We start from the raw sequence: 22496 nt of genomic DNA, 5'->3' as shown, positions 1-22496 counted from the left end.
CTTGGCGCGATCAGGGATCACATTGCCGCATTGCGGGCGAGCGCCGCCACCCCGCCCACTCCTCATCAGGCGGGTCAAACCCAGGCCGTCGCTGCGAATCAGGTGTTCAGAAACGGCCCTGACCAGCGTTTCCGCCGTTCAGGGCCGTCCTGCGAGGGGGTAGCCGATGCCCCGCTCAGAGTGTCACTGTCAGCCGATGACGGTCGCAGCCATGGAAGCCTGGCTGTCGCTGGCCCGGTAGGCGACCACCTGGTAGCGGTTGCCCGGGGCCCACGCGCCGTCGGTCCAGCCCTCGGTGTTGGTGCCGGCGACGATGCCGACCCGGTCGATGAGGTGCTGCTGGTTGGCGAACGAGTTGTCGATCACGAGGAACGGCTCGGCCTTCACCGCACCGGTCGGAGCCACGAAGGCGTACGACGAGGTGACCCAGTTGCCGGTCGAGGCGAACGTGTACTTGTTCGTGGGCACCGCCACCTGCCCGAGCGCCTTGTTGGTGGCGTCGCGCCAGGTGATGCCGGCGCGGACCATCCGGCCGCCGCTGGTGACCGCCTTGTACGAGGCCACCGAGGTGTAGGTGGCGCCGGCCGTGACGGGGACCGCCGGGCCGTTGGCCGTGACCGTGCGGGCGGTGGCGCCGGTGGTGACGAGCATCGAACCGTTGCCGATCGCGGCGTCGCCGGTCTTGGGCGCGACGGTTCCGCCGGAGAGGGTCCATCCGGCGACGCCGGACTCGAAGCCGGACTGCGCGGCGGTGAGCAGGTTGCCCGGGATGACGGGGCTGCCGACCGGGTAGGAGGCCACCTCGACACCGTTGCGGTAGACCCGGTAGCCGGCGATCGGGCTGTACTTCGACGGGTCCTGGGGCACCGACTCAGACCAGGTGAACGCGCCGTTGGGGGCGGTCAGGTTGGTCGGCGCGAGGGCCGCGAAGGCGCCGTACTTGCGCTGTCCGCCGAGCGTCCGACTGGTGACGTTCCAGCCCTCGCCGTTGGCGTCGGTCAGCTGGATGTTGGTGACCGCGATCTTGTCGCTGCCGCTCGAACCGATCTGCATGCCGTACCAGGTGGTGGGCCATTCCTGGTCGTCGACGATCGTGTTGTGGTGCACCTTGTCGCCGTTGCCGATGCCGATCGCGATGCCGACGTGGTCGTAGCCGGAGTACGAGGTGGAGCTGGTGTCCAGGCCGACGTTGGTGATCAGGTTGCCGGTGATGGTGTCCGGGGCGTTCTTGTCCGCGGTGTTCGAACCGTTGATCAGGATCGCGCTCTTGGCGGTGTTCGTGATCACGTTGTCGGTGATCGTGTTGTTGCCACCGGGGTAGCGGGTGTGCGCGGGACCGTTGGTGTAGTCGTCGTAGTTGGCGGTCACCGCGGTGTTGAACGTGTCGCGGATCCGGTTGCGGGTGACCACGACGTCGCGGGTGTTGGTGACGTCGAGGTTCTCGCCCTCGTGGAGGTATCCGGAGTTCGAGTCGAGGACGATGTTGGCGCCCTTCAGGTCGTTGTCGCTGACGGTGCCGCCGACCACGGACTCCAGGTAGACGGAGCCGTAGCCCGCCACCTTGCGCAGGTCGGCGTAGTACCGGTTGGCGACGACCTTGTTGTTGCGGAACGTCACGTTCTCGGCGTGGGTGAAGTCGAAGGTGTTGCCCCGGATCGTCTGGTCGAACTGGTTGTGCTCGATCACGGTGCCGGTGTTGCCGCTCCCGCCGCCGATGTTGTCCTCGTCGCCGCTGCCGGCGCCACCCCAGTTGTCCCACCGGTTGTCGATGATGTGGACGTCGCGGGTCTTGATCACCCACAACCTGAAGTAGTTGAAGTTGGTGAACCGGACCTGCTGGATGGTCCAGCGGTGGCCGGCCTTGAGGCCGCCGCCGGCGTTGTTCTGCGTCGTGGCGTCGCTCTCGCACCCGGACTTGGTGTCCAGGATGGTCGGCTCTTTGCTTCCCGTCTCGGAGTAGGCGCCCTTGCCCTTGATGCACCGGCCGTTGAGGGTCAGGTCGGAGACCGCGTTGACACTGCCCGGCGAGGGGTCCGGATTGTCCAGGTCAATGTTCACCGAGGGCCGGACCATGAAGTTGTAGCTGAAGTTGCTCCACGGCGCGCTGTCGTCGATCTTGATGGCCGTCGTTTTGATGCTCGCGCCGCGCAGGTTGACGTTCGGCGGCAGCTTCAGCGGCAGGGTGACCGAGTACGTGCCCTCGCGCAGCAGCACCGTAGCCGGGACGGCAGGGGTGACCACGGTGCCGCTGGCGTCCACGACAGCGGCCTGTGCCCGGCCGCCGGCAAGGGTCAGCTCGTTCTGAAGGTAGCTCCAGTCGTCGCCACCGGACGGGAGGTCCATGAGCCGACACAGAACGTCCGTGCCGCAGTCGGTCAAGGGAGCCGGGCTGACGGTCGCGTCCAGCGAGTACGGCGCATCCGGCTGCGCGGTCGCGGCGGTGGCCGGACCCGTGCCGACGGGTAGCGCGGGTGAGGCCGCGGCGACCAGGACGGCCGGCAGCACGCGCAGCGCCTTCCGAAGCGGGCGTCGTGGTTGGTGAGTCAATTCCACTCCAGGGGTCAGTTCCCGGCCAGGGTCCGGCCGAGGGCTTCGGTCCTGAAGCAACGGCCGGCCTGACCGGAATCTGAGCCTCGAGAGGTTGATGTGGGATGCCGGACTAGTCGTTCTGCCGACTGGTCGGCGCGCTCCCTCCCCCTGTCGGGTGACGCCTGGCCGACAACCGGATGACCTCGTAGCTGCACCCGTCCTGCTCCGTCGGGTCCGCGTGGGAGGACTGACTTAGAGAGCTTCCGCGCTATCTGCCATATAGCAGACTGAACCATGGCGATCGGACTGGTGGCTGTGGTTGACTTGCGCAGGCAGTCAGGGCGAGTTCCGGATGGATGACGCGGCAGGTGGCGGCAACCGGCTGTCGCGTCGACCGGATCTCCGGCGTGAGGAGCGAGGCGGGAATTCTCTCCAGTCGCGGTCGCGCGGCCAGTTCCTTCCTTGCCGACAGTGCGGAAGGAGTTCGTACGGATGCGCACCTACTATCACGGTCCGGATGCAGTGGTGACCGAAAAGTATTTTGTCTGGCGCACCAATCCCGCCAAAGTTTTCGTCATCGAGGAATTGCGGGACATTGAGCTGGTACGGGGTCGGCCCGGTGGGTGGGGCACAGGCGAGGCCCTGGTCGCGGCGGCTGCCGTCGTCACTCTTGCGAGCGTCGGCTGGACCCTCGGGGGAGTGGTTGTCGCTTTCGTGGCCGCGACCCTGGGAAGCGCTCTGGCCGCGACTCTGGTGGCGACGCGTCGGCGGGCGACCCGATCGTGGTACGTGCAGGCATACCGGCACGGGGGGCGGGTAACCCTCTACTCGGCAGTGGACGCTCGCGTATTCAACCAGGTCACTCGGGCGCTCCGGCGAGCGGTGGAGGACTCTCGGCGCCCTCGTGACGTCCGCGGCTTGGCAGTGGCCTGATCACATGCTGTTTGCGGCTCGTGACAAATATCGTTTCGATGAATCTTGCGCGCCCGGACGCGCCATCTGATAAGACCATGGTTAGGCTGACGCGCGACCTCGCTGACTGCCTGCTGGCAGGCAGCGAGGTTGCATGTTGCATGCTGGACGCTATCCGACTTCGACGCTGAAGGACTCATGGCTGAGGTTGTCTCGCCTACCGTCGCACGCAGGCGCGTGCGTCTGGCGCTGCGCGAGGCGCGTGAGCAGGCCAATCTGACGCAGCAGCAGGTTGCGGACGAGATGGAGTGGTCGCTGAGCAAGGTCATCCGCATCGAGAACGGCGACGTGACCATCGCTCCCAACGACCTTCGCCCGCTACTCAACTTCCTTCAGGTGAAGGACAAGTCGGTGATGGCCGCGCTGCTCATCGACGCCCGGATCGCCAGGACGCGGCAACGGCAGGCCTGGCATCAGAAGCCGCAGTTTCGCGAGGTCCTCAGCGACGCGCATCGGAAATTGATCGAGTATGAGGCCGAGGCGACGGCGATCAGGTATTTCTCGATCTACTTCATTCCCGGACCTCTGCAAATTCCGGCATATGCCCAAGCCCTGATGCAGTTGTATGTCGGCGAGATGCCCGAGGACAGGATCCAGGGCGTGCTGGACGCGCGGCAACGCCGGCGAGAGGCATTACTTTCCCGGGTCGGCACCGTTGAACTGTTCGTGCTGCTGGACGAGTCGGTGCTGATGCGCCCGATCGGCGGGGCCGCCGTCTTCACGGATCAACTCCGGGAATTGCAGCGGCTGGCGGACGAAGGCGCGATCAAGCTTCGCATGGTGCCGTTCACGTTGGATGCGCCGGTGACCAACAATGCGTCGTTCGATCTTCTTTCCCTGGATGCGAACGACGAGGGAATGCTGCTGTATCACGAGAACGGCCTCTCCGACGAGGTGATCGAGTCCAAGACCACCACCATGCGTCACCGCAACCGGTACGACCGGGTGTGGCAGGAAGCTCTTGATGAATCAGACACAATCGACTTCATCCGCAAGAGGATAGACCTGGAATCGGCCGCCACAGGCCGCCGCCAGGAACCCCGATAACTATGAGCCCGCGTGCTCATAGTGGATCACGCGGGCAGGCTGCAGTGTGAGAGGCGAACGATGAACGGCGTCAGCGTGCCCGCGTGGCGAAGGAGCAGCAAGTGCGCGAACAGCACCTGCGTGGAAGTGGCCCGGGTTGAGGACGACTATCTGATCCGTGACTCGAAGAGGCCTGACCTTCCTGCCCTCTCGTTCACGAGAGAAGAGTGGGTGGCCTTCCGCGACGGCATGCTGGCGGGTGAATTCGACCTCTGAATGGATCACACCTCGTCGCACGGAAGACGTGTCAAAGCGGGCGTAGGGCGGTCAAAACCACCGCCCAAACAGCCCTATTAACCGCGATTCGGCACAGTCATCGTGGTTCACTCATTCTTGCCTCCTGCCGTGTGGAGCGGCTGTCGCCTACCGTGGATTCGGGAACCGACTCTCAAGGAGCAGGCATGAGTGACCGAACGGAGCAGACGGTTGTCTGGCGTCGAGCCAGCAGATGCGGAACCACCAGCTGCGTCGAGGTTGCCAAGATCGGACACGATTTCGTTGTTCGTGACTCCAAGAATCCACAGCAGGCGTGCCTGCGGTTCACGGCCGAGGAATGGTCCACATTCGCTTCCGCGGTCAAGCGGGGAGAATTTGACCTCCGCTGAGGGGGCCTCACCCCCGATCTCGTGAAGATTGCCTGATCAAGCGACCGCGGCGGCATACTTCTTCCGTGGGGAAGTCCGAGCCGTCACTTGATCCATACCGTTGCGAGCTCACCGGTCGAGCGCGGTACCAGGTGCTTCATGAAGCCGCTGAAGTGCTGCTCGACGAGCTGGCGGATGAATACGTGGTGGACCGGCGGGAGACCAAGGAACCCGTCGGTCCGTCGCCGTACGCCGAACACGTGCGTACCGTCAGGCTGATTCCCCGGCATCCGGCGGCCGGGCCGTTGTCGATCGCGTTCACCGACGACCCGGGCATCGTGCTGCGGCTCGGCCGGTGGTTCGTCGAAGCCTGGCCGCGCGACGAGGACGGCGACGCCGACCCGGCCGAACTGATCGCCGGCCTCCGGGCCCGGGTGGACGCCCATGTCGAGGGCGGGCTCTGGGAACGCATTCGCCGGGGAGTGGTGACTGGGTCCTGGTGCGAGACGCGGCTGATCGGCCGCGGCCTGCGGATCAGCCACCGGAAGCCGGTCGACGGCCGCGAGGCGCGCGACGCGCGCCGCGACGGCTTCGCGGCGGCCGTGCGGTGGGCACCGTGGTCGCGGCGCGCACCTCAGGGCACCGGCCGCCCCTGATATCGGCGCGTCGCCCGTGACATCGGCCCGCTCGGCCGCGGGGCGGACGCGGCGACGCTGGATAAACTCCGGTCGTGGTGGCGGACTGGGACGTGGCTGTGGTCGGTGCGGGACCGGGCGGCCTGGCAGCCGCCCATGCGGCGGCGTCGGCCGGGGCTAGAACGATCGTGCTCGAGCGCGCCGAACACCCCCGTTACAAGACCTGTGGTGGCGGACTCATCGGCACGTCGCTGTCCTGGGCCGCCGCCCGGGTGTCCGTGCCGGCCCGGGACACGGTCAGTGCGATCACGTTCACCGATCGCGGGCGCCGGGCCTTCACCCGCCGGGCGGCGGATCGGCCCCTGCTGACGATGGTGCGGCGGGACGACTTCGACTTCGCCTGGTATCAGGCGGCGGTCGCCGCCGGCGCTCAGGTTCGCCAGAACGCGCTGGTGCGCGCGATCGATCAGGACGCCACGGCGGCACGTGTCACCCTCGCCGGCGGTGAGGTGATCGCCGCCCGTATGGTGATCGGCGCCGACGGCTCGGCCGCGATTACCTCCCGCCATGTCGGGGTCACCTTCGACCAGCAGGATCTGGGCCTCGAGCTGGAGCTGGCGGCGACGGCCGAGGATCGCGCCGCATACCGGGGCCGGGTGGTGCTCGACTGGGGATATGTGCCCGGCTCCTACGGCTGGGTCTTCCCCAAGGACGACCAGCTCACGGTCGGCGTCATCATGGCCAAGGGCAGGGGCGCCGAGACGAAGCGGTACCTCTCGCGGTTCGTCGACGCGTTGGGCCTCACCGATCGTCCAGTGATCCGCGACTCGGGCCACCTGACGCGGTGTCGCCGAGCGGACGCGCCGCTGCGCAGGGGCAGGGTGATCGTGGTCGGTGACGCGGCGGGCCTGCTGGAGCCGTGGACCCGCGAGGGCATCAGCTTTGCGCTGCGCTCCGGAACCTGGGCCGGCGAGGTCGCGGCGCGGGCCCGGACGCCCGAGGACCTTTCCGGGTACGAGCTTCTGGTCGCCGAGCGGCTGGGGCCGGAGATGGCGGCGGGTCGCAGGCTGCTGCGACTGTTCACCAGGCATCCGCGGCTCATGCACGCGGCGATGGCGACGCCGCCGGGTTGGCGCGCCTTTCAGGCCTCCTGCCGAGGCGAGCTGTCGATGGCCGAGGTGTTGCGCCGGGCCCCGATCCGGGTCGCCGTCGGCTTGCTGAGCGGGTCAGCCTGACCGGCTGGCAGTGCGCGCGACCTCGAACCGACGTCGCGCGCACCCCGTGCACTTCAGATCACTCGAAGGCGAACTGCCCCTCGTTGACTCCTCGTACGAACGCCGTCCATTCCTCCGCGGTGAAACTCAGGGGGGCGATGGCGGGGCTCTTCGAGTCGCGGATCAGGTAGTTGTCCTTGACTCGAGCGACTTCGACGCAAGTTGCGTTGCTGCAGTAGCTGCTCTTGCGCCACTGGGTCGCCTCGATGGTTTTCAATATTCCACTCCGATTCTTCGTCCGCGTCATTACCGTCTTCGTGACAATTGGTGATCGTGTCGCCAACTCCCCGCCAGGCCTGCCCGGTGTGCGAGCGCGGCGGGGTCGTGGTGAGGAACGCGAAGTCGATCGTGTCGACTTCATCGATCGCTGTTCCGCAAGCTCGCTGGTCCGGGCGGGATCGCATGCCGGTTACGGCGTCCTGCCCGTCAGCGAAGACAAAGTGGTGCCGACCCTCGGCGACCTGATTCAGGGTGAGGGCGGTGGGCGTGAGTGTGTCGCACGAAGTCGTACGCACGATCGTGCGTACGGCGGTTGGCGAGACGACCTCAGCCATAGGTCCTTCGACGTCGAAGTGAGGCGGTGACGAGAAACAAAGTGCCACCTCGCTGGTTGCCATAAGGCACCCAGCGAGGTCGCCGCTTACTCTGCCACTGTCCTATCAAAACGAGCAAGGAGCCGTGCAAGTTTCATCGAAAAGAGACTTGTCACGCTCTCCAGTGGCCGTGAAGTGTCAGGCCGCCGCGAAGTCGTCCCAGGAGGACGGCGGCCGGGCGTCCTCGATCGCCCGGCGCAGGGCCCGGCTCACCTGGTTGAAGACGCGTGCGTCGGTGGACGCGTACAACTCCACGGTCTGCCCGCGGTAGGTCGCCTGCAGGAGCCATGACCTGGGCCGGTTTCGCCGCACGAGGGCCGCGGCGGCCAGACCGAAGCCGGCCAGGCCGAGGAAGCCGATCGCGTACAGCGGCGAGATTTTCCACAGCGGCAGGGCCGCTGCCAGCAGGATCGCCGTGCCCCCGGCCAGGGTGACGATGGGCGTCCCGGGCTCCTCGGCGCTGGTGATGCCGACATCGCGGAGGTCGCGGATCAGGAACGCCCTCGTCGACGTGGGTGTGCGGTGGACGAAGTGCTCGCTGGTCACCATCGCGTCCGGACCACGGTAGTAGAGGCGCATGACGAACTCCCCCTCCCGACTCCTTGCGAGGAGGAGGAAAGGCGAGCCACCATTGGCGCAGAGAGAATTCCCCGCCTCGCTCGTGTGTCACAGAGCTGAACTCGTGCGTCGCGAAGTGGAAAGCCGTCAACGGCACCCGGTTGCCGCCGGGTGCCGTTGCTTGTCCGCCTTCAGCTCCGCTTTTTCTTGCCAGACTCAGTACAGCACGCCACCCGGCTGTCCGCCACAATTCAATCTGCCATATCGCAGTCTGCGTACAGGCCGAGTGAGCCCTCAGCGCGCCAGCAGCGCCGGCACGAGCGCGAGGACACCGGGGATGACCTGCACGAACAGGATCCTGCGGTTGGCGGTCACGGCCCCAAAAATTCCGGCGACGATGACGCAGCACAGGAAGAAAATTTGGAACTCCACACTTCCGGTGACCAGGCCGTAGATCAGCCCGGCCGCCAGGAAGCCGTTGTAGAGACCCTGGTTCGCGGCCAGTGGAGCGCTCTCCGCCGCGAACTCGGCGGTGGTACCGAACGTGGCGCGCACCCTTTCTGTCCGCCACAGGAACATTTCGAGCACGAGGATGTACACGTGGATGAGGGCCACGAGGCCCACGAGGATCTTCGCGGCTGTCTCCATGGCCACACCCTAGCGATCATCGACGGATGTCACCGGATGGACCGCGCGTTTCATCGATACATCGGCCGGGTAGGCCGGGTGGGATCGAGCGACGATGCTGGGAGAAGGAGGGTCAGGGCATGGAGAGCCGACTCAGTATCGCCGGTCAGGCGGTGCAGCCCGTCCTCGTGATGTTTCCCCTGGGGCTCTTCGCGATCGCGGTGCTCTTCGACCTCGGTAATCTCCTCGGCGGCCCCGACATCTTCGGCGCGCTCGCCTACTGGAACGTCGTCGCCGGCCTGCTCGGCGGCGTCATGGCCGCGCTTGCCGGTGCGATCGATCTCATGCTCATGCCGCACGGCCCGGCGAAGCGGGTCGGTGTCCTGCGGAACCTCGCCAACGTGGGGGTGTTGATCCTCTTCGCGGTGACCCTCATGGTCCGCATGCGCAGCCCCGACCGGGTCGCCGGCGGCGGTCTGCTCGCGATCGAGTTCCTCGCCCTGGTCGGTGCGGTTCTCGGCGCCTGGTACGGCGGCGGACTCTTCCACCGCCGAGCCGCCACGTTTGCCCGCCCCCACCCCGGGAACCGAAGCTACTGAACGAGTCAGTGACGCCGAGAGGAAGGGGGCCGATCATGGCCACCTCGATCAAGGGCAAACGCGTGGCGTTCCTCGCGACCGACGGCGTGGAGGAAATCGAATACACCCAGCCTCGCAAGGCCGTGGAGGCCGCCGGGGGCAAGGCCGACCTGGTGTCCATCAAGGCCGGCGAGATCCAGGCCGTCAACCACCTGGACAAGGCCGGCACCTACCCGGTGGACAAGCAGGTGAAGGACGTGGACGTCGATCAGTACGACGCCCTCGTGCTGCCGGGCGGCGTCGCCAACCCGGACTTCCTGCGTACCGATCCGGATGCGGTCCGCTTCGTCCGCGCCTTCTTCACGGCGGGTAAGCCGGTCGCCGCCATCTGCCACGGACCGTGGACCCTCGTGGAGGCGGGCGTCGTCGACGGCCGCACGCTCACCAGCTGGCCGAGCCTGCGCACCGACCTCGCCAATGCGGGCGCGACCTGGGTCGACGAGCAGGTCTATGTCGATCAGGGCCTGGTGACCAGCCGCAAACCGGACGACCTGCCGGCCTTCTGCGACAAGATGATCGAGGAGATCGCCGAGGGGATCCACGACCGGCGAGACGCCGGCTAGGTCAAGCGGGCCGGGATCACTTCACCACCATGCGGCCGGTGCTCTCGAAGGACGCCAGATCCGCCAGTGTCTCCTCGATGATCCGCGAGTGCGGGCCCGGCAGCGCGTCGAGCGGGAAGAACCCGGCGTCGATCGACTCCTCCGTCACCTTCTGCAACTCGCCCTCCCAGCTGTGGATCCGGAAGGACATGAGGATCTGCTGGTAGGTGTGGCCCCACCCGTTGGTGAAGGTGTAGGCGCTGTAGAACGCGAACGGAGTCAGCTCTGTCGCGCGGAGGCCGGTCTCCTCCCAGACCTCGCGGATCGCGCAGTCCTCCATGCTCTCGCCGAGCTCCATCGCGCCCGCGGGGATCGCCCAGCGGTGGTTGTCGGAGCGCTGGATCAGCAGCAGCCGTCCCTGCTCGTCGAAGATCACCCCCCGCGCTCCGACGAACAGCAGCGTGTCGGCGTCGCCGACGGTGGTGCGTACCCGACCCAGATAAGACTCAGCCCACGTCAATCCCACGGGACCAGATTAATCATGCGGACTTCTTCGCCTGCTTCTTCACCGGCGTCGCCTTCTTGGCGGCGGTGGTCTTCTTGGCCGGGGCGGCCTTCGTGGCGGCCGGCTTGGCGGTGGCCTTCTTTGCCGTGGTCTTCTTCACGGGCGCGGCCTCGGCACTCTCACCGCGGGCCTTCTTCGCCCGCTCGACCGAGGCCTTCAGCGCGGCCATCAGGTCGACCGCGGCCGCCGGTGCCTCCTCAGCCTCCTCAGGGGCGATCACCTCCCGGCCCTCCACCTTGGCGTCGATGACCTCCTGCAGCGCCGCCCGGTAGTTGTCGGTGAACTCCTCCGGCTTGAAGCTGCCGGCCATCGAGTCGATCAGCGAGGCGGCCATCGCGAGCTCCGCCGGGCGGGTCTCGATGTCGTCGTCCAGAAAGCCGAAATCGGGAGTGCGGACCTCGTCCGGCCAGAGCATCGTGTTGAGGACCAGGACGTTGTCGTGGACCCGCAGGGTGGCGAGCTGCTCACGTTGACGCAGCGCGATCTTGACGATCGCGACCCGGTCGGCCTCGGCGAGCGCGTCGCGCAGCAGCACGTACGGCTTCGCGGCCTGCCCTTCGGGCTCCAGGTAGTAGGACTTGGCGAAGAGCAGCGGATCGATCTGATCGGCGGGCACGAACTGCAGCACGTCGATCGCCCGGGACGTGGTCAGCGGCAGCTCGGCGAAATCCTCGTCGGTGAGGATCACCATCTCGCCGCCGCCGAGGTCGTAACCCTTGGCGATGTCGTCGTAGCTGACCACCTCGCCGTCGATCGAGCAGGTGCGCTGATATTTGATCCGGCCACCGTCGGTGCGGTGCACCTGGTTGAAGCGGATGTCCTTCTCCTCGGTGGCCGAGAAAAGTTTGACAGCGATCGACACCAGGCCGAATGAGACCGCGCCCTTCCAGATCGCCCGCATTGTCGCCTCCTAGCCCCGTGAGCAGCCGCTCGATCAAGGATGGCATTACTGAGACGCCTGCGTAAGGAGTTCGTCTTTGCCTAAGGTGATCGAGTGCCGGGTGCGCCGCTGTCTCCCATGCTCGCCACGGCGGGACCGCTCCCGGTCGGCGCCGGATGGAGCTACGAGTTCAAGTGGGACGGCGTCCGCGTCCTCTCCTCGTTCGACGGCGGGCCGCCGCGGCTGTGGGCGCGTTCCGGCACGTCCGTGACGCTCGCCTACCCCGAGATCGGCTCCCTGTCCCTGCCGCCGGATTCGTTGCTCGACGGCGAGATGGTGGTGCTGGACGCCGCCGGGCGGCCGTCCTTCACGGCCCTGGCCGAGCGGATGCACGTGCGGGATACCGGCAAGGCCGCGCGGCTCGCGGTCTCACTGCCGGTCAGCTACATGATCTTCGACCTGCTTCGGTACGCCGGCGAGTCGCTTCTCGACCTCCCGTACTCGCAGCGGCGCGCTCGCCTCGAGCGGCTCGACCTGGGTCAGGGGCCCTGGATGGTGCCGCCCGTCTTCGCCGACGGGCCCGCCACCGCGGCGGCCGCCCGGGAGAACAGCCTCGAGGGCGTGGTCGCCAAGCGGCTGGACACGCCGTACGTGCCGGGCGCCCGCTCGAGCGACTGGGTAAAGGTCAAGTTCGATCGCACCGGCGACTACATCATCGGCGGGTGGCGGCCCGGGGCCCGCCGGCTCGGCGGGCTGTTGGTGGGCATACCGGGGCCGGACGGTGCGCTGCGCTTCCGCGGCCGGGTCGGCGGCGGCATCGGGGCCGCCTCGGAACGGGAGCTGCTGTCCGTGCTGGCGCCGATCGCCAGCACGAAGTCGCCGTTCGCGGCGGGTGCGGTGCCGAGGGAGGATGCGCGTGGCGCCCACTGGGTAAAGCCGGAGCTGGTGGTCGAGGTGCGCTACGGCAACCGTACGCCCGACGGGCGGTTGCGGTTCCCGCGCTTCCTGCGGCTCCGCCCGGACAAGACGCCCGCCGAGTGTGTGGAGGACGACGACGATGGCTGAGTCGCAGCGAATCGCCGTCCAGATCGAGGGGCGGGACCTCGAGCTGTCGAACCTCGACAAGCTCATGTATCCGGAGACGGGATTCACCAAGGGCGAGGTCGTCGACTACTACACGCGCGTCGCGCCGGTGCTGCTGCCGCATCTGCGGGATCGCGCGTTGACCCGGATCCGCTATCCCAACGGTGTCGACGGAGCCCACTTCTTCGAGAAGAACGCGCCCGGCGGAACCCCTTCCTGGGTACGTCTGGAAACCCTGCCCGTGCCCGGCTCCACCAAGTCCCGCGAGACCATCGACTTCGTGGTGGTGGACGAGCTGGCGACGCTCGTCTGGGTGGCGAACCTCGCCTCGCTGGAGCTGCATACCCCACAGTGGCGCATCGGCGAGCATCCCGACCTGATGGTGGTGGACCTCGACCCCGGAGCTCCGGCCGGACTCCAGGAGTGTTGCGCCGTGGCGATGCTGATGCGCGACCGGCTGGGCGAGGACGGGCTCAGCGCGTACCCGAAGACTTCCGGGAAGAAGGGCATGCAGCTGTGCGTGCCCATCTCCGGCACGCAGGATTCCGAGGTCGTCTCCGGGTATGCCAAGCGGGTGGCGGAAGAGCTGTCGAAACAGGTGCCGGGCTCGATCACGGCGAAGATGGCACGCGCCGTGCGGCCCGGGAAGGTGTTCATCGACTGGAGTCAGAACGCCGCGGCCAAGACCACGGTGGCGCCGTACTCGCTGCGGGCCCTCGCGTCCCCGACCGCTTCCACCCCGTTGACCTGGGAGGAAGTGGCGGCCATGGCGCTCGGGGACGAGCCCGCCCGGCAGCTCGGCGCGGCCGAGGTGCTCGAGCGCGTCGATGCGTACGGTGATCTGCTCGGAGATCTGCTGGAGCCCGGGCCGCCGGTGCCGTAGGCGTCTTGAGGCATCTTGCGACGCAAGGTACCGTGTGCCGCATGGCAGACGTCGCGCAGCTCTCGACCGGTCTGCGGCGCGGAACCCTCGAGTTCTGTGTGCTCGCCATGGTGGAGCACGAGGACCGGTACGGCACGGAGATCGTCCGGCGCTTCGGCGACGAGACACACCTCGCCGCCTCCGAGGGCACCCTCTACCCGCTGCTGTCCCGGCTGCGCCGGGTCGGCTGGCTCGACAGCAAGTGGAGCGAGTCGCCGTCGGGCCCACCCCGGCGCTACTACGCCCTCACCGACAGCGGCCGGTCGGCACTCGAGCACTTCCGTACCGAATGGGTTTCCTTCCGACAGACCGTCGACCGTCTCGTAGGGACCGGTGGGGAATGAGCAACGACCTGTACGACGCCGTCGTCGCCGAATACCTGCGCGAGGTCGAGCAGCGGCTGCACGGCCTGCCTGTGCTGCAACGCCGGGAACTGCTCGGCGACCTCGAGGCACACATCGCGACCGAGCGGGCCGAACGCGGCATCTCGTCGGAGACCGAACTGCTGCACGTCCTGGAGCGCCTCGGCACGCCGGCGGTCGTGGCCGCCGCCGCCTACGAGGAGGCCGGGCTGCCGCTACCGCCGGTCCCCGCGGCGTCGGTGGGATCCGCGTCGGGCTCGGGAAGCGTCACGTTCGCGGCCTCCTCCCGCTTCACCGGGCGGGCGGAGCGGACAGCCCCGATCGTCGGCACGCCGGTGCCGGCGTACGTGCCGCCGGCGCCCGCCCCGGTCATTCCGCCACCCGACGACCCGCCCGTGGGACGCCGGGGCCCGTTCCCGCCGAACGGACCGGGCCGGCCGGGTGGCTTCGTTCCGCCGCCGGGCCCGCGTCGGACCAGCGGCTTCGGCCCGCCGATGCCACCGACTTCCGGCAGGTCGGGCGGCTTCGGGCCGCAGGCTCCGGGCCGGCCGGGCGGCTTCGGGTCGCCGGCTGGCTTCGGGTCGCCGGTTCCGGGCAGCCGTCCCGGCTCCACCGCCTGGGTCCGGGTGCTGATCGCCGGCGCCGTCCTGCTGGCCGCGATCGTCGCGCTCGGCTGCCTGGCCGGCGCGTTCCTGTTCCGCGGCGCTGAGTCGGACTCCGTGTCCCCTGCTGTGCCCGCTCAGCCGATCGCGTCGATCGGCCCTGCCGATCCGCCCACCCTGCCCCCGCTGCCCACGCCGTAGTCGGGCGCTCAGTCGATGTGGGGCAGCGGCGGGCCGAGGACGTCGTCCGCGTCGACGATCGTGTACGCATACCCCTGCTCCGCCAGGAAGCGCTGCCGGTGCGCCGCGTACTCGGTGTCGATCGTGTCCCGCGACACCACCGTGTAGAAGTGGGCCTGCCGCCCGTCCGCCTTCGGCCGCAGCACCCGTCCGAGGCGCTGCGCCTCCTCCTGGCGCGAGCCGAAGGTGCCGGACACCTGGATGGCCACCGCCGCCTCGGGCAGGTCGATGCTGAAGTTGCCCACCTTCGAGATGACCAGCGTGCGCAGGGTGCCCGCGCGGAACTCGTCGAAGAGCCGCTCGCGCTCCTTGTTGGTGGTGGAGCCCTGCACGATCGGGGCGTCGAGATATTCGCCCAGCTGGTGCAGTTGGTCGATGTAGCCGCCGATGACCAGGGTCTGCTCGTTCGCGTGCCGCTGCACCAGTGCCCGGACCACGGGCAACTTCGTGCGGGCGGTGGCCGCGACGCGGTAGCGCTCCTCCGCCTCGGTCACCGCGTACGACATGCGCTCCGCGTCCGTCAGGGTCACCCGGACCTCGGTGCACTCGGCCGGTGCGATCCAGCCCTGCGCCTCGATGTCCTTCCAGGGCGCGTCGTAGCGCTTGGGCCCGATCAGGGAGAAGACGTCACCTTCGCGGCCGTCCTCGCGGACCAGGGTCGCCGTGAGGCCCAGGCGGCGGCGGGCCTGCAGGTCGGCCGTGAAGCGGAAGATCGGGGCCGGCAGCAGGTGCACCTCGTCATAGATGACCAGGCCCCAGTCCCGGGCACCGAACAGGTCGAGGTGGGTGAAGGCGCCACCGCGCCGTGAGGTCAGGACCTGGTACGTCGCGATGGTGACCGGGCGGATCTCCTTGCGCTCGCCCGAGTACTCGCCGATCTCCTCCTCGGTCAGCGACGTGCGGGCGACCAGCTCCCGCTTCCACTGGCGGCCCGCCACCGTGTTGGTCACCAGGATCAGGGTCGTCGCGGACGCCACCGCCATCGCGGCCGCGCCGACCAGCGTCTTTCCGGCGCCGCAGGGCAGCACCACGACGCCCGAGCCGCCCGCCCAGAAGCCGTCCACCGCCTCCTGCTGGTACGACCGCAGCTTCCACCCGTCCTCGGCGAGCGAGATCGGGTGCGCCTCGCCGTCGACGTACCCGGCGAGGTCCTCGGCCGGCCAGCCCAGCTTCAGCAGGGCCTGCTTGAGCCGACCGCGCTCGGAGGCGTGCACGACGATGGTCTCGTCGTCGATGCGGGCACCGAGCATGCCGGCGAGCTTCTTGCTCTTCGCCACCTCGATCAGGACGATCTTGTCCAGTCCGCGCAGGACCAGCCCGTGCGTGGGGTCGTTGACCAGCTGGAGGCGGCCGTACCGATCCATGGTGTCGGCGACGTCGACCAGCAGGGCGTGCGGCACCGGATAGCGCGAGAACTTGATCAGCGAGTCCACGACGCTCTCGGCGTCGTGGCCGGCGGCGCGGGCGTTCCACAACCCCAGCGGGGTCAGTCGGTAGGTGTGCACGTGTTCGGGCGAGCGCTCCAGCTCCGCGAACGGCGCGATGGCCATCCGGCACGACTGGGCGTCGGGGTGGTCGATCTCCAGCAACAGGGTCTTGTCGGACTGCACGATCAGGGGTCCGCCGCTCACCAGGTGCCCTTCCACGAACGAGAGAAGACCCTCCAGTCTGACACGGCCCGTCACTCGTGAAGGACCGCCGCCGTCACCCGGTGCAGGGCGAAGGTGTGCAGCGTCTCCGTCCGCTCGTCCTCCGCGCGCAGGTAGCCGGCGCTCAGCGACACCGGGCGTACCAGCCTCGACAGCGTCGCGCCGTGCGAATCGACGTACCCGACCCAGACCTGGGCCTTGTCCCGGACGGCCTGCTGCAGCACCGCCATCGCCTGGGTGTGCGCCTGCACGGACGTGAGGCCCGGCACGCTCTGCCCGTTCGCCGCCCGCACGGTGACGGGCGCGCGGCGGGCCGCGCGGGTGGCGAGGTCGCCGCGTCGGATCTGCTCGACCACCCCGGCCAGGAGGGGGCCGGCCAACGCGGGGGGCCCGGCCTGGTCGCCGATCCGAGAAGACACGGGGGTACGGGTGGGAGCACGCCGCACCTTGGGCCGCGACAGCACGGCCGCCCCCGCGGCGTCCTCGGCGACCGGGGCGAAGCCGGCGTCCCGCAGCACTCCCAGCAGCCGAGCCAACTGGAAGGGGCTGACCAGCACCGTCGATGCCAACCGGTGCAGGGAGGCGATGGACAGACGCTTGTCGGCCAGCACCTCCGCGACCAGGGCCTCGTCGTCGCTGCGCAGGTAGGAGCCGGCGGAACCGGCGCGCAGGCCGCCGTGTTTGCGGGCGGCGTCGTCGATCAGATAGGTGAGCGCCTGCGGCACCGGCGTGCGGGACCGGCGGCGCAGGAGCGCGTGCAGGTCGGTGGCCGCGTACCCGACGTCTAGGGCGCGTCGGACGCTGGCGGCGGTGACCCGGTGGACGCTCGCCCCGCCCGCCGACTCCAGCTCGGCGATGACATCGAGCTCGGCGGCGAGCTCCGGCTCGGGCGGCCCCGGCACCACCACCGACAGGTCCGCCTGCACGAGGAAGTGATCGACCGGTGCCGGCAGGAGAGAGTCGAGGGCGCGGACGGCCTCGGAGGCGCCCGGCATGCGTTCACCGCCGGGTCCGGCGCCCAGCGGGTCGTGCTCGGCCGGATCGTCGCCGGCGTGCAACAGGCGTCCGTACGAGGTGAGCGCGCCGAGCCCGGTCAGGCCCAGCGCCGCCGCGCCGGCCAGGGCGTCGCGGTGCACCAGCTCCCGGCCGCGGGCCCGGCGCGGCGCCTGCCAGGCGAGCAGGCCGAGCAGATCCTCCGGCCGTGGGGCGGTTCCCTGGGGCAGCTCGAACAGCGCGGCCAGGACCTCCCGGCGCGCCTGCGGGGCGCCCGCCCGCTCGGCGTCCGGCGCCAGCGCGTTGATCGGGCGGTCGCGGTCGTCACGCTGCCCCACCAGGCCGGGCTGACGCGTCATGGCCAGCCAGGAGTTGGCCAGCGCCTCCCAGCGCTGGGCGATGCTCAACGCCCGCCACAGGTCGAAGGCTCCGGTGGGAAGGAAAATCTCGTCGGCCGCGCCGGACGCCCTGCTGGCCGTGACGCCGCGGCCGGTGCCCGCCACGTCGGACTCGCCCAGCAGGCCGGCGGCGTGCGCGACCTCCAGCAGCAGGGCCGTGCTGCCCTCGTCGAGGCCGGCGGTGCGGGCCAGGCGCTTGAGATCTCGGACGCCCAGGCCACCGGTCTTGAGCACCGTGGCGGGCTCGGCCGCGAGGGCCTCCAGCAGCGTCTCGGTCGTGCGTACGGTCTCCATGGCCTGCCCGGCCCCCGCCGAGTCGACGGCCTTCGGATCGCGGACCGGCCCGTCCGGGGCCGGCGGAATCGGCCGGAGCGGGCCGAGCGGTCCCGAGTCACGGCGCAGCAGCTGCCCGATCTCCCGGGGCAGTTCGACCAGCTCACCGTCGGGGCGAGGGGCCCGCCCGGCCTCGGTGACCGGCACCAGGATGTGGTTGTCGATCAGCCACTGCACCGGCTCGGCGACACCGCCGCCCGAGGTCAGCGCCCCGACCGGCGGCCCGGCCGCGAGGCGGTCCAGCACCGCCCGGGAGCCGGCGGGCGCGGCCAGCACCGTACGACGGAGCTTGGCCTTGTCCGCGCAGAGCGCCGCCGCCTGCGCGTCCAGGTAGTCGGCGGGACGGCCGAGACCCGCCGGGTACGGCGAGGTGACCTCGTCGACCGCGCCGACCACCTGCATGCCCTCCTCGGGACCGTGCAGCAGGAAGCGGCTTCGCAGGCGGCCGACGGCGACGCGCACGTCGTCGGGCGGGGCGGCCGAGGCCAGCGCCAGGATGGCGGAGACCGAGGTCAGCGCCGTGTCCTCGGCCCGGCTGAGCCGTGCCGCGTCGAGCACGGCGAGGGTGAACTCGTCCAGGGCGTCCAGGCAGCGAGCCACCGAACCCCGGGACTGGGCGCGGACGGCGAGCGCGGAGACGTCGGACGGCACGGGTACGACGAGATCGGGGCGCAACTGGATGAGCGCGCCCAGGGCGTCGTCGGAAAGCGACCGGAGCTGGTCGGCGAATGCGGTGGCCATCGCAGTCAACGCTAGCCGCCATGGGACCATTGGCGGGGGTCCGGGGCGTGGCCGGACCGACACAGAGACCAAGGGGAGTGACCTGTGGGGGCAAGCAACAAGATGCCGGGTACGGCGGTTCCGGCCGGTCGGGCCACCCAGAAGCAGGGCCGGGAGTCCTCGATCAAAGAGGGCCACCTAGCCGTGTCGGAGCTGGTGAGCGACCGTGCGGCCGCGCCGTCGCCGTTCGGTGACGACCAGACCTTCCCGCTGCCGGTGGAGCGCCTGACCTACACGCCGACCACCACGCCGTGACGCAGGTCTCCCGGTCAACTTGGTTGTCTCGGCCTTTCCGGCGTCCTCAGGGCTCTCGGCGCTCTCGGTCATGACGGCGGCGGTCGGGTTCGACCTGGACATGACCCTGATCGACTCCCGGCCTGGCATTCACGCGGCCTACCGGGCGCTGACCGCCAAGACAGGCGTGCACGTCGACGCCGACCTGGCGGTCACCCGGCTGGGGCCACCGCTGCGCACAGAGTTGCGGGAGTGGTTTGCCGAGGCGGACGTGGAGGAGGCGGTCAGCACCTACCGGGCCCTCTATCCGGACTACGCCATCGCGCCGACCGTGCCCATGCCGGGGGCGGTTGCCGCGCTGGCCGCCGTACGCGAACAGGGTCTTCGGGTCGTGGTCGTGACCTCCAAGCTGGGCCGCCTCGCGGAGCTGCACCTCGCCCACCTCGGCATGGAATATGACGAGCTGGCCGGTGACCTGTTCGCGGAGGGCAAGGCGACGGCGCTCGCCGAACACGGCGTGCGCTGGTACGTGGGCGATCACGTGGCCGACATGGTCGCGGCAACCACGGCCGGGATCCCGGGAATCGGCGTGACGACCGGTCCCTGCACGTCGGAAGACCTGGCCGGGGCGGGCGCGGCGCACGTGCTGCCGGACCTGACCGGGCTGCCCGTTCTGCTCGGCGAGATTACGGTTGGGTCCTGACCCGGCCGGTCGATAACCTAGCCGTGAGCAATCGAGTCCATTGAGTGAAGTTGAGGTCAGCGTGCCCACGGGTCGAGTGAAGTGGTACGACGCGGCGAAGGGGTTCGGGTTCGTCACCAGCGACGAGGGCGGGGACGTGTTCCTGCCCAAGGGCGCCCTGCCGGCCGGGGTCGCTGACCTGCGGGCAGGTCAGCGCGTCGAGTTCGGGGTGGTGGACAGCCGTAAGGGAGCCCAGGCTCTAGGCGTGAAGGTGCTGGACGCCCCACCGTCGGTCGCCGAACTGAGGCGTCGACCGGCCGACGAACTGCACGGCCTGGTGGAAGACATGATCAAGGTGCTGGAGGCAAAGGTCCAGCCGGACCTGCGGCGCGGGCGGTATCCGGACAAGCGGACCGCGCAGAAGGTTGCCCAACTCGTGCACGCGGTGGCGCGCGAGCTCGAAGTCTGAGGTTGTAGTTCGCTTGGCGAAGGCCGCCCTTCGGGGCGGCCTTCGTCGTTCCCGGCTATCCCAGCAGGCTCGGGGTCGTGGGCGTGAGGCCGGCCGCGGCGGCCCGGCCCAGTAGGGCGTCCGCCGCCGCGAGGCCCTCCTTGCCCAGGTCGAGGGTGAACTCGTTGACGTAGAGCGCGATGTGCCGCTTGACCACGTCGGGCTCCATCTCGTTGGCGTGAGCCAGCACGAACTCCCGGCTCGCGTCCGGATCGGCCCACGCCATGCTCACCGACGCGCGGATCCAATCGGTGGCGGCTCGCGGATCGACGACGCCCTTGCGGGCGAGGATCGCGCCCAGCGGAATGGGCAGACCGGTGTCCGACTCCCACCACTCGCCGAGGTCCGCGAGCGCGGTCAGGCCGTAGCGCGGATACGTGAACCTCGCCTCGTGGATTACCAGGCCGGCGTCGTACGTGCCGTCAGCCACGCCCGGCATGATCCGGTGGAACGGCACGACCTCGATCCGCTTCGGCGCGTTGTGCTGCGACCAGAGGCGGAAGAGCAGATAGGCCGTCGTCCGGTCACCGGGAACCGCGACGGTGGCATCGGTGAGATCACCGTCATGGCCGTCCCGGGTGAGCACGAGCGGGCCACAGCCTCGCCCGAGCGCCCCGCCGCAGGGCAGCAGCTCGTAGTCGTCGAGCAGCCACGGCAGGGCCGCGTAACTGACCTTGACCAGGTCGAACTCGCCCCGCTCGGCCGCGGTGTTCGTCACGTCGACGTCCGCGAACGTCAGATCGACGGTTGCGGCGCCGGGGATCAGGCCGTGCACGAGGGCGTGGAATACGAAGGTGTCGTTGGGACAGGGCGAGACCGCCAGTGAGAGCGCCACGTCTCTCACGGTAACGACGGGAGCGGTGGGAAACCCGTACCGGACGGTGTCTGCATCGCCACACCGTCGCCGGCTTCGGTAGATCCGGGAGCTTGTTGGCGATCGGCTGGATCGGTCGGCGGCGTCGCGTCGGTCAGACAGCCGTCGCCCGATTAGCGCGGGAGGCGCCGGATTGGCGCGGGAGGGGTGTCGCCGGATTGGCGCGGGAGGGGTGTCGCCGGATTGGTGCGGGAGGGGTGTCGCCGGATTGGTGCGGGAGGGGTGTCGCCGGATTGGTGCGGGAGGGGTGTCGCCGGATTGGCGCGGAAGGGGCGTCGCCGGATTAGCGGGACGGGTATCGCTGGATTAGCGCGGGATGGTCGTTGCCCGATCAGCGCGGGCCAGGCGTCGCCGGGCAGGCGTCGCGGGTTCGTCCACAGGGCTATCCACAGGGTTATCCACAGGCCTTCGCGGCGGCGGCGGTGAGGGCGGAAAATGCTTCCTTGAGGCGCCAGGAGGCCCGATCGCGGGGACCGATCGGGTTCGAGATCGTCCGCAGCTCGGCGAAGGGCACCCCGGCGGCCCGGGCGGCGCAGGCTACTCCGTAACCCTCCATCGCCTCGGCCACCGCCCCGGGGAAACGGGCGCTCAGGGCTGCGGCCGTCCCGGCGGTGCCGGTGACCGTGGCGAGGGTGAGCACGTCACCGATGACGGCGTGCGGCAGAGCGGCAGAAAGGGTGGCGAGCAGGGCGGCATCGGCCTCGGCGATGCTGCTGCCGAAGCCGAGCTCTTCGATGGGCAGGAAGCCGTCCGGTGTCTCGGCCCCGAGGTCGGCGGCGATGCTGCGGGCGGCCAGGACGGTCGCGCCCACCTCCACCCGCGAGACGAAACCGCCCGCGATGCCGGCGCTGAGCACGGCCCGGTAGGGGACGCCGCGCGCCTCGGCAAGCGCGAGCAAGCGCGCGGTGCCGGCGGCCGCGGCGGCGGGCCCGACCCCGACCGGCGCGACGTCGACGGTGACGGAACCGCGTCCGGCTTCCGGCCCGGAATGGGGACCGGGACCGGGTCGGAAGCCGGCGGTGGGATCCGAGCCGGGGCGGGGGCCGGGACCGGGTCGGGAGCCGGTGGCGGGATCCGAGCCGGGGCGGGGCCCGGGATTGGAGCCGGGCCCGGGATTGGAGCCAGGCCCGGGATTGGAGCCGGGCCCGGGACTGGGGCCGGGACTGGGGCCGGGACTGGGGCCGGGGCCGGGACTGGGGCCGGGGCCGGGACTGGGGCCGGGAGCGGGATTGGAGCCGGGCCCGGTTTTGGCATCGACTCCGGCCCTGACTGCGGCTGCCTCGGCCTCGACCGCAGTGACGATGAGCAGGCGTGGCGTAGTCATCGTCTGGTCTCGGGCGTTGGCGGCCCGCT

At 69.6% G+C, this 22496-nt stretch carries 25 protein-coding genes; 15 read left to right on the top strand and 10 right to left on the bottom strand.

What is annotated here, in order from left to right:
* Positions 1-189 precede the first annotated feature (189 nt).
* Positions 190-2505: a hypothetical protein gene (locus AB0M36_RS26245; RefSeq protein ID WP_364162059.1), complete on the bottom strand. Its 2316-nt coding sequence runs from the start codon at positions 2503-2505 to the stop codon at positions 190-192.
* A gap of 516 nt (positions 2506-3021) precedes the next feature.
* Here AB0M36_RS26245 and AB0M36_RS26240 point away from each other — a divergent pair.
* The 6 genes from AB0M36_RS26240 (at position 3022) to AB0M36_RS26215 (ending at position 7041) form a co-directional block, all read left to right on the top strand.
* On the top strand, positions 3022-3462 hold the full coding sequence (locus AB0M36_RS26240; protein ID WP_364162056.1) for a DUF6232 family protein: 441 nt from the start codon (positions 3022-3024) through the stop codon (positions 3460-3462).
* Positions 3463-3678: 216 nt separating this feature from the next.
* The gene (locus tag AB0M36_RS26235; RefSeq protein ID WP_364162053.1) at positions 3679-4548 is read left to right on the top strand and encodes a helix-turn-helix transcriptional regulator; all 870 of its coding nucleotides are present in this window, start codon (positions 3679-3681) and stop codon (positions 4546-4548) included.
* Between the two features lie 12 nt (positions 4549-4560).
* Positions 4561-4803 (top strand): DUF397 domain-containing protein, encoded by a 243-nt coding sequence (locus AB0M36_RS26230; RefSeq protein WP_364162050.1) that lies wholly within the window; start codon positions 4561-4563, stop codon positions 4801-4803.
* A gap of 185 nt (positions 4804-4988) precedes the next feature.
* Positions 4989-5192: a DUF397 domain-containing protein gene (locus tag AB0M36_RS26225; RefSeq protein ID WP_364162047.1), complete on the top strand. Its 204-nt coding sequence runs from the start codon at positions 4989-4991 to the stop codon at positions 5190-5192.
* Positions 5193-5257: 65 nt separating this feature from the next.
* Complete coding sequence (locus AB0M36_RS26220) at positions 5258-5827, top strand: DUF6226 family protein (RefSeq protein WP_364162044.1); 570 nt, start codon at positions 5258-5260, stop codon at positions 5825-5827.
* Between the two features lie 77 nt (positions 5828-5904).
* Positions 5905-7041 (top strand): geranylgeranyl reductase family protein, encoded by a 1137-nt coding sequence (locus AB0M36_RS26215; RefSeq protein ID WP_364162393.1) that lies wholly within the window; start codon positions 5905-5907, stop codon positions 7039-7041.
* Positions 7042-7099: 58 nt separating this feature from the next.
* On the opposite strand, the gene AB0M36_RS26210 is transcribed toward AB0M36_RS26215, so the two are convergent.
* From AB0M36_RS26210 to AB0M36_RS26200, 3 genes are all read right to left on the bottom strand, one after another.
* Positions 7100-7297 carry a DUF397 domain-containing protein gene (locus tag AB0M36_RS26210; protein ID WP_364162041.1) on the bottom strand — a complete coding sequence of 66 codons (198 nt, stop codon included), beginning with the start codon at positions 7295-7297 and terminating at the stop codon, positions 7100-7102.
* 514 nt (positions 7298-7811) lie between these two features.
* Complete coding sequence (locus tag AB0M36_RS26205; RefSeq protein ID WP_364162038.1) at positions 7812-8252, bottom strand: DUF6232 family protein; 441 nt, start codon at positions 8250-8252, stop codon at positions 7812-7814.
* Between the two features lie 273 nt (positions 8253-8525).
* Positions 8526-8879 (bottom strand): DUF1304 domain-containing protein, encoded by a 354-nt coding sequence (locus AB0M36_RS26200; protein WP_364162035.1) that lies wholly within the window; start codon positions 8877-8879, stop codon positions 8526-8528.
* Between the two features lie 119 nt (positions 8880-8998).
* On the opposite strand from AB0M36_RS26200, the gene AB0M36_RS26195 reads away from it, so the two are divergent.
* Together AB0M36_RS26195 and AB0M36_RS26190 are read left to right on the top strand one after the other, a co-directional pair.
* Positions 8999-9457: a DUF2231 domain-containing protein gene (locus AB0M36_RS26195; protein WP_364162032.1), complete on the top strand. Its 459-nt coding sequence runs from the start codon at positions 8999-9001 to the stop codon at positions 9455-9457.
* Positions 9458-9492: 35 nt separating this feature from the next.
* Entirely contained in the window at positions 9493-10059 is a 567-nt protein-coding gene (locus tag AB0M36_RS26190; RefSeq protein ID WP_364162030.1) for a type 1 glutamine amidotransferase domain-containing protein, read from the top strand.
* Between the two features lie 16 nt (positions 10060-10075).
* Here AB0M36_RS26190 and AB0M36_RS26185 read toward each other — a convergent pair whose 3' ends face one another.
* Both AB0M36_RS26185 and AB0M36_RS26180 read right to left on the bottom strand, forming a co-directional pair.
* Complete coding sequence (locus AB0M36_RS26185; RefSeq protein WP_364162027.1) at positions 10076-10564, bottom strand: NUDIX domain-containing protein; 489 nt, start codon at positions 10562-10564, stop codon at positions 10076-10078.
* A gap of 13 nt (positions 10565-10577) precedes the next feature.
* Positions 10578-11504 (bottom strand): Ku protein, encoded by a 927-nt coding sequence (locus AB0M36_RS26180; RefSeq protein WP_364162024.1) that lies wholly within the window; start codon positions 11502-11504, stop codon positions 10578-10580.
* Positions 11505-11597: 93 nt separating this feature from the next.
* Between AB0M36_RS26180 and ligD (AB0M36_RS26175) the strand changes: the two genes are divergently transcribed.
* From ligD (AB0M36_RS26175) to AB0M36_RS26160, 4 genes are read left to right on the top strand one after another with little or no spacing between them, the layout of a single operon-like run.
* Positions 11598-12548, top strand: a complete 951-nt coding sequence (gene ligD / locus AB0M36_RS26175) for a non-homologous end-joining DNA ligase (protein ID WP_364162021.1) — start codon at positions 11598-11600, stop codon at positions 12546-12548.
* The gene (ligD, locus tag AB0M36_RS26170; protein ID WP_364162018.1) at positions 12541-13449 is read left to right on the top strand and encodes a non-homologous end-joining DNA ligase; all 909 of its coding nucleotides are present in this window, start codon (positions 12541-12543) and stop codon (positions 13447-13449) included. Before ligD (AB0M36_RS26175) ends, ligD (AB0M36_RS26170) begins: the two co-directional genes overlap by 8 nt.
* A 41-nt stretch (positions 13450-13490) precedes the next feature.
* Positions 13491-13832 (top strand): PadR family transcriptional regulator, encoded by a 342-nt coding sequence (locus AB0M36_RS26165; RefSeq protein ID WP_364162015.1) that lies wholly within the window; start codon positions 13491-13493, stop codon positions 13830-13832.
* Entirely contained in the window at positions 13829-14653 is an 825-nt protein-coding gene (locus tag AB0M36_RS26160; protein ID WP_364162012.1) for a hypothetical protein, read from the top strand. Before AB0M36_RS26165 ends, AB0M36_RS26160 begins: the two co-directional genes overlap by 4 nt.
* An 8-nt stretch (positions 14654-14661) precedes the next feature.
* Here AB0M36_RS26160 and AB0M36_RS26155 read toward each other — a convergent pair whose 3' ends face one another.
* Entirely contained in the window at positions 14662-16323 is a 1662-nt protein-coding gene (locus AB0M36_RS26155; RefSeq protein WP_364162009.1) for a DNA repair helicase XPB, read from the bottom strand.
* Between the two features lie 50 nt (positions 16324-16373).
* The gene (locus tag AB0M36_RS26150; protein WP_364162007.1) at positions 16374-18806 is read right to left on the bottom strand and encodes a helicase-associated domain-containing protein; all 2433 of its coding nucleotides are present in this window, start codon (positions 18804-18806) and stop codon (positions 16374-16376) included.
* Between the two features lie 84 nt (positions 18807-18890).
* Between AB0M36_RS26150 and AB0M36_RS26145 the strand changes: the two genes are divergently transcribed.
* From AB0M36_RS26145 to AB0M36_RS26135, 3 genes are all read left to right on the top strand, one after another.
* Positions 18891-19100: a hypothetical protein gene (locus AB0M36_RS26145; protein WP_364162004.1), complete on the top strand. Its 210-nt coding sequence runs from the start codon at positions 18891-18893 to the stop codon at positions 19098-19100.
* 70 nt (positions 19101-19170) lie between these two features.
* The gene (locus AB0M36_RS26140; RefSeq protein WP_364162001.1) at positions 19171-19782 is read left to right on the top strand and encodes an HAD family hydrolase; all 612 of its coding nucleotides are present in this window, start codon (positions 19171-19173) and stop codon (positions 19780-19782) included.
* Between the two features lie 61 nt (positions 19783-19843).
* Positions 19844-20230: a cold-shock protein gene (locus tag AB0M36_RS26135; protein WP_364161998.1), complete on the top strand. Its 387-nt coding sequence runs from the start codon at positions 19844-19846 to the stop codon at positions 20228-20230.
* A 55-nt stretch (positions 20231-20285) separates the two neighbouring features.
* Here the strand turns inward: AB0M36_RS26135 and AB0M36_RS26130 are convergent, their stop codons facing one another.
* On the bottom strand, positions 20286-21104 hold the full coding sequence (locus AB0M36_RS26130; protein WP_364161995.1) for a 1,4-dihydroxy-6-naphthoate synthase: 819 nt from the start codon (positions 21102-21104) through the stop codon (positions 20286-20288).
* Between the two features lie 433 nt (positions 21105-21537).
* A complete protein-coding gene (locus AB0M36_RS26125; protein WP_364162391.1) occupies positions 21538-22467 on the bottom strand; it encodes a futalosine hydrolase in 930 nt (309 codons plus the stop codon).
* Positions 22468-22496 lie beyond the last annotated feature (29 nt).

The sequence above is a fragment of the Actinoplanes sp. NPDC051346 genome (assembly GCF_040682215.1).
Classification (GTDB): domain Bacteria; phylum Actinomycetota; class Actinomycetes; order Mycobacteriales; family Micromonosporaceae; genus Actinoplanes.
The sequence above is the reverse complement of the archived record's forward strand: the minus strand, read 5'-3'. Positions and strand labels throughout refer to the sequence as shown.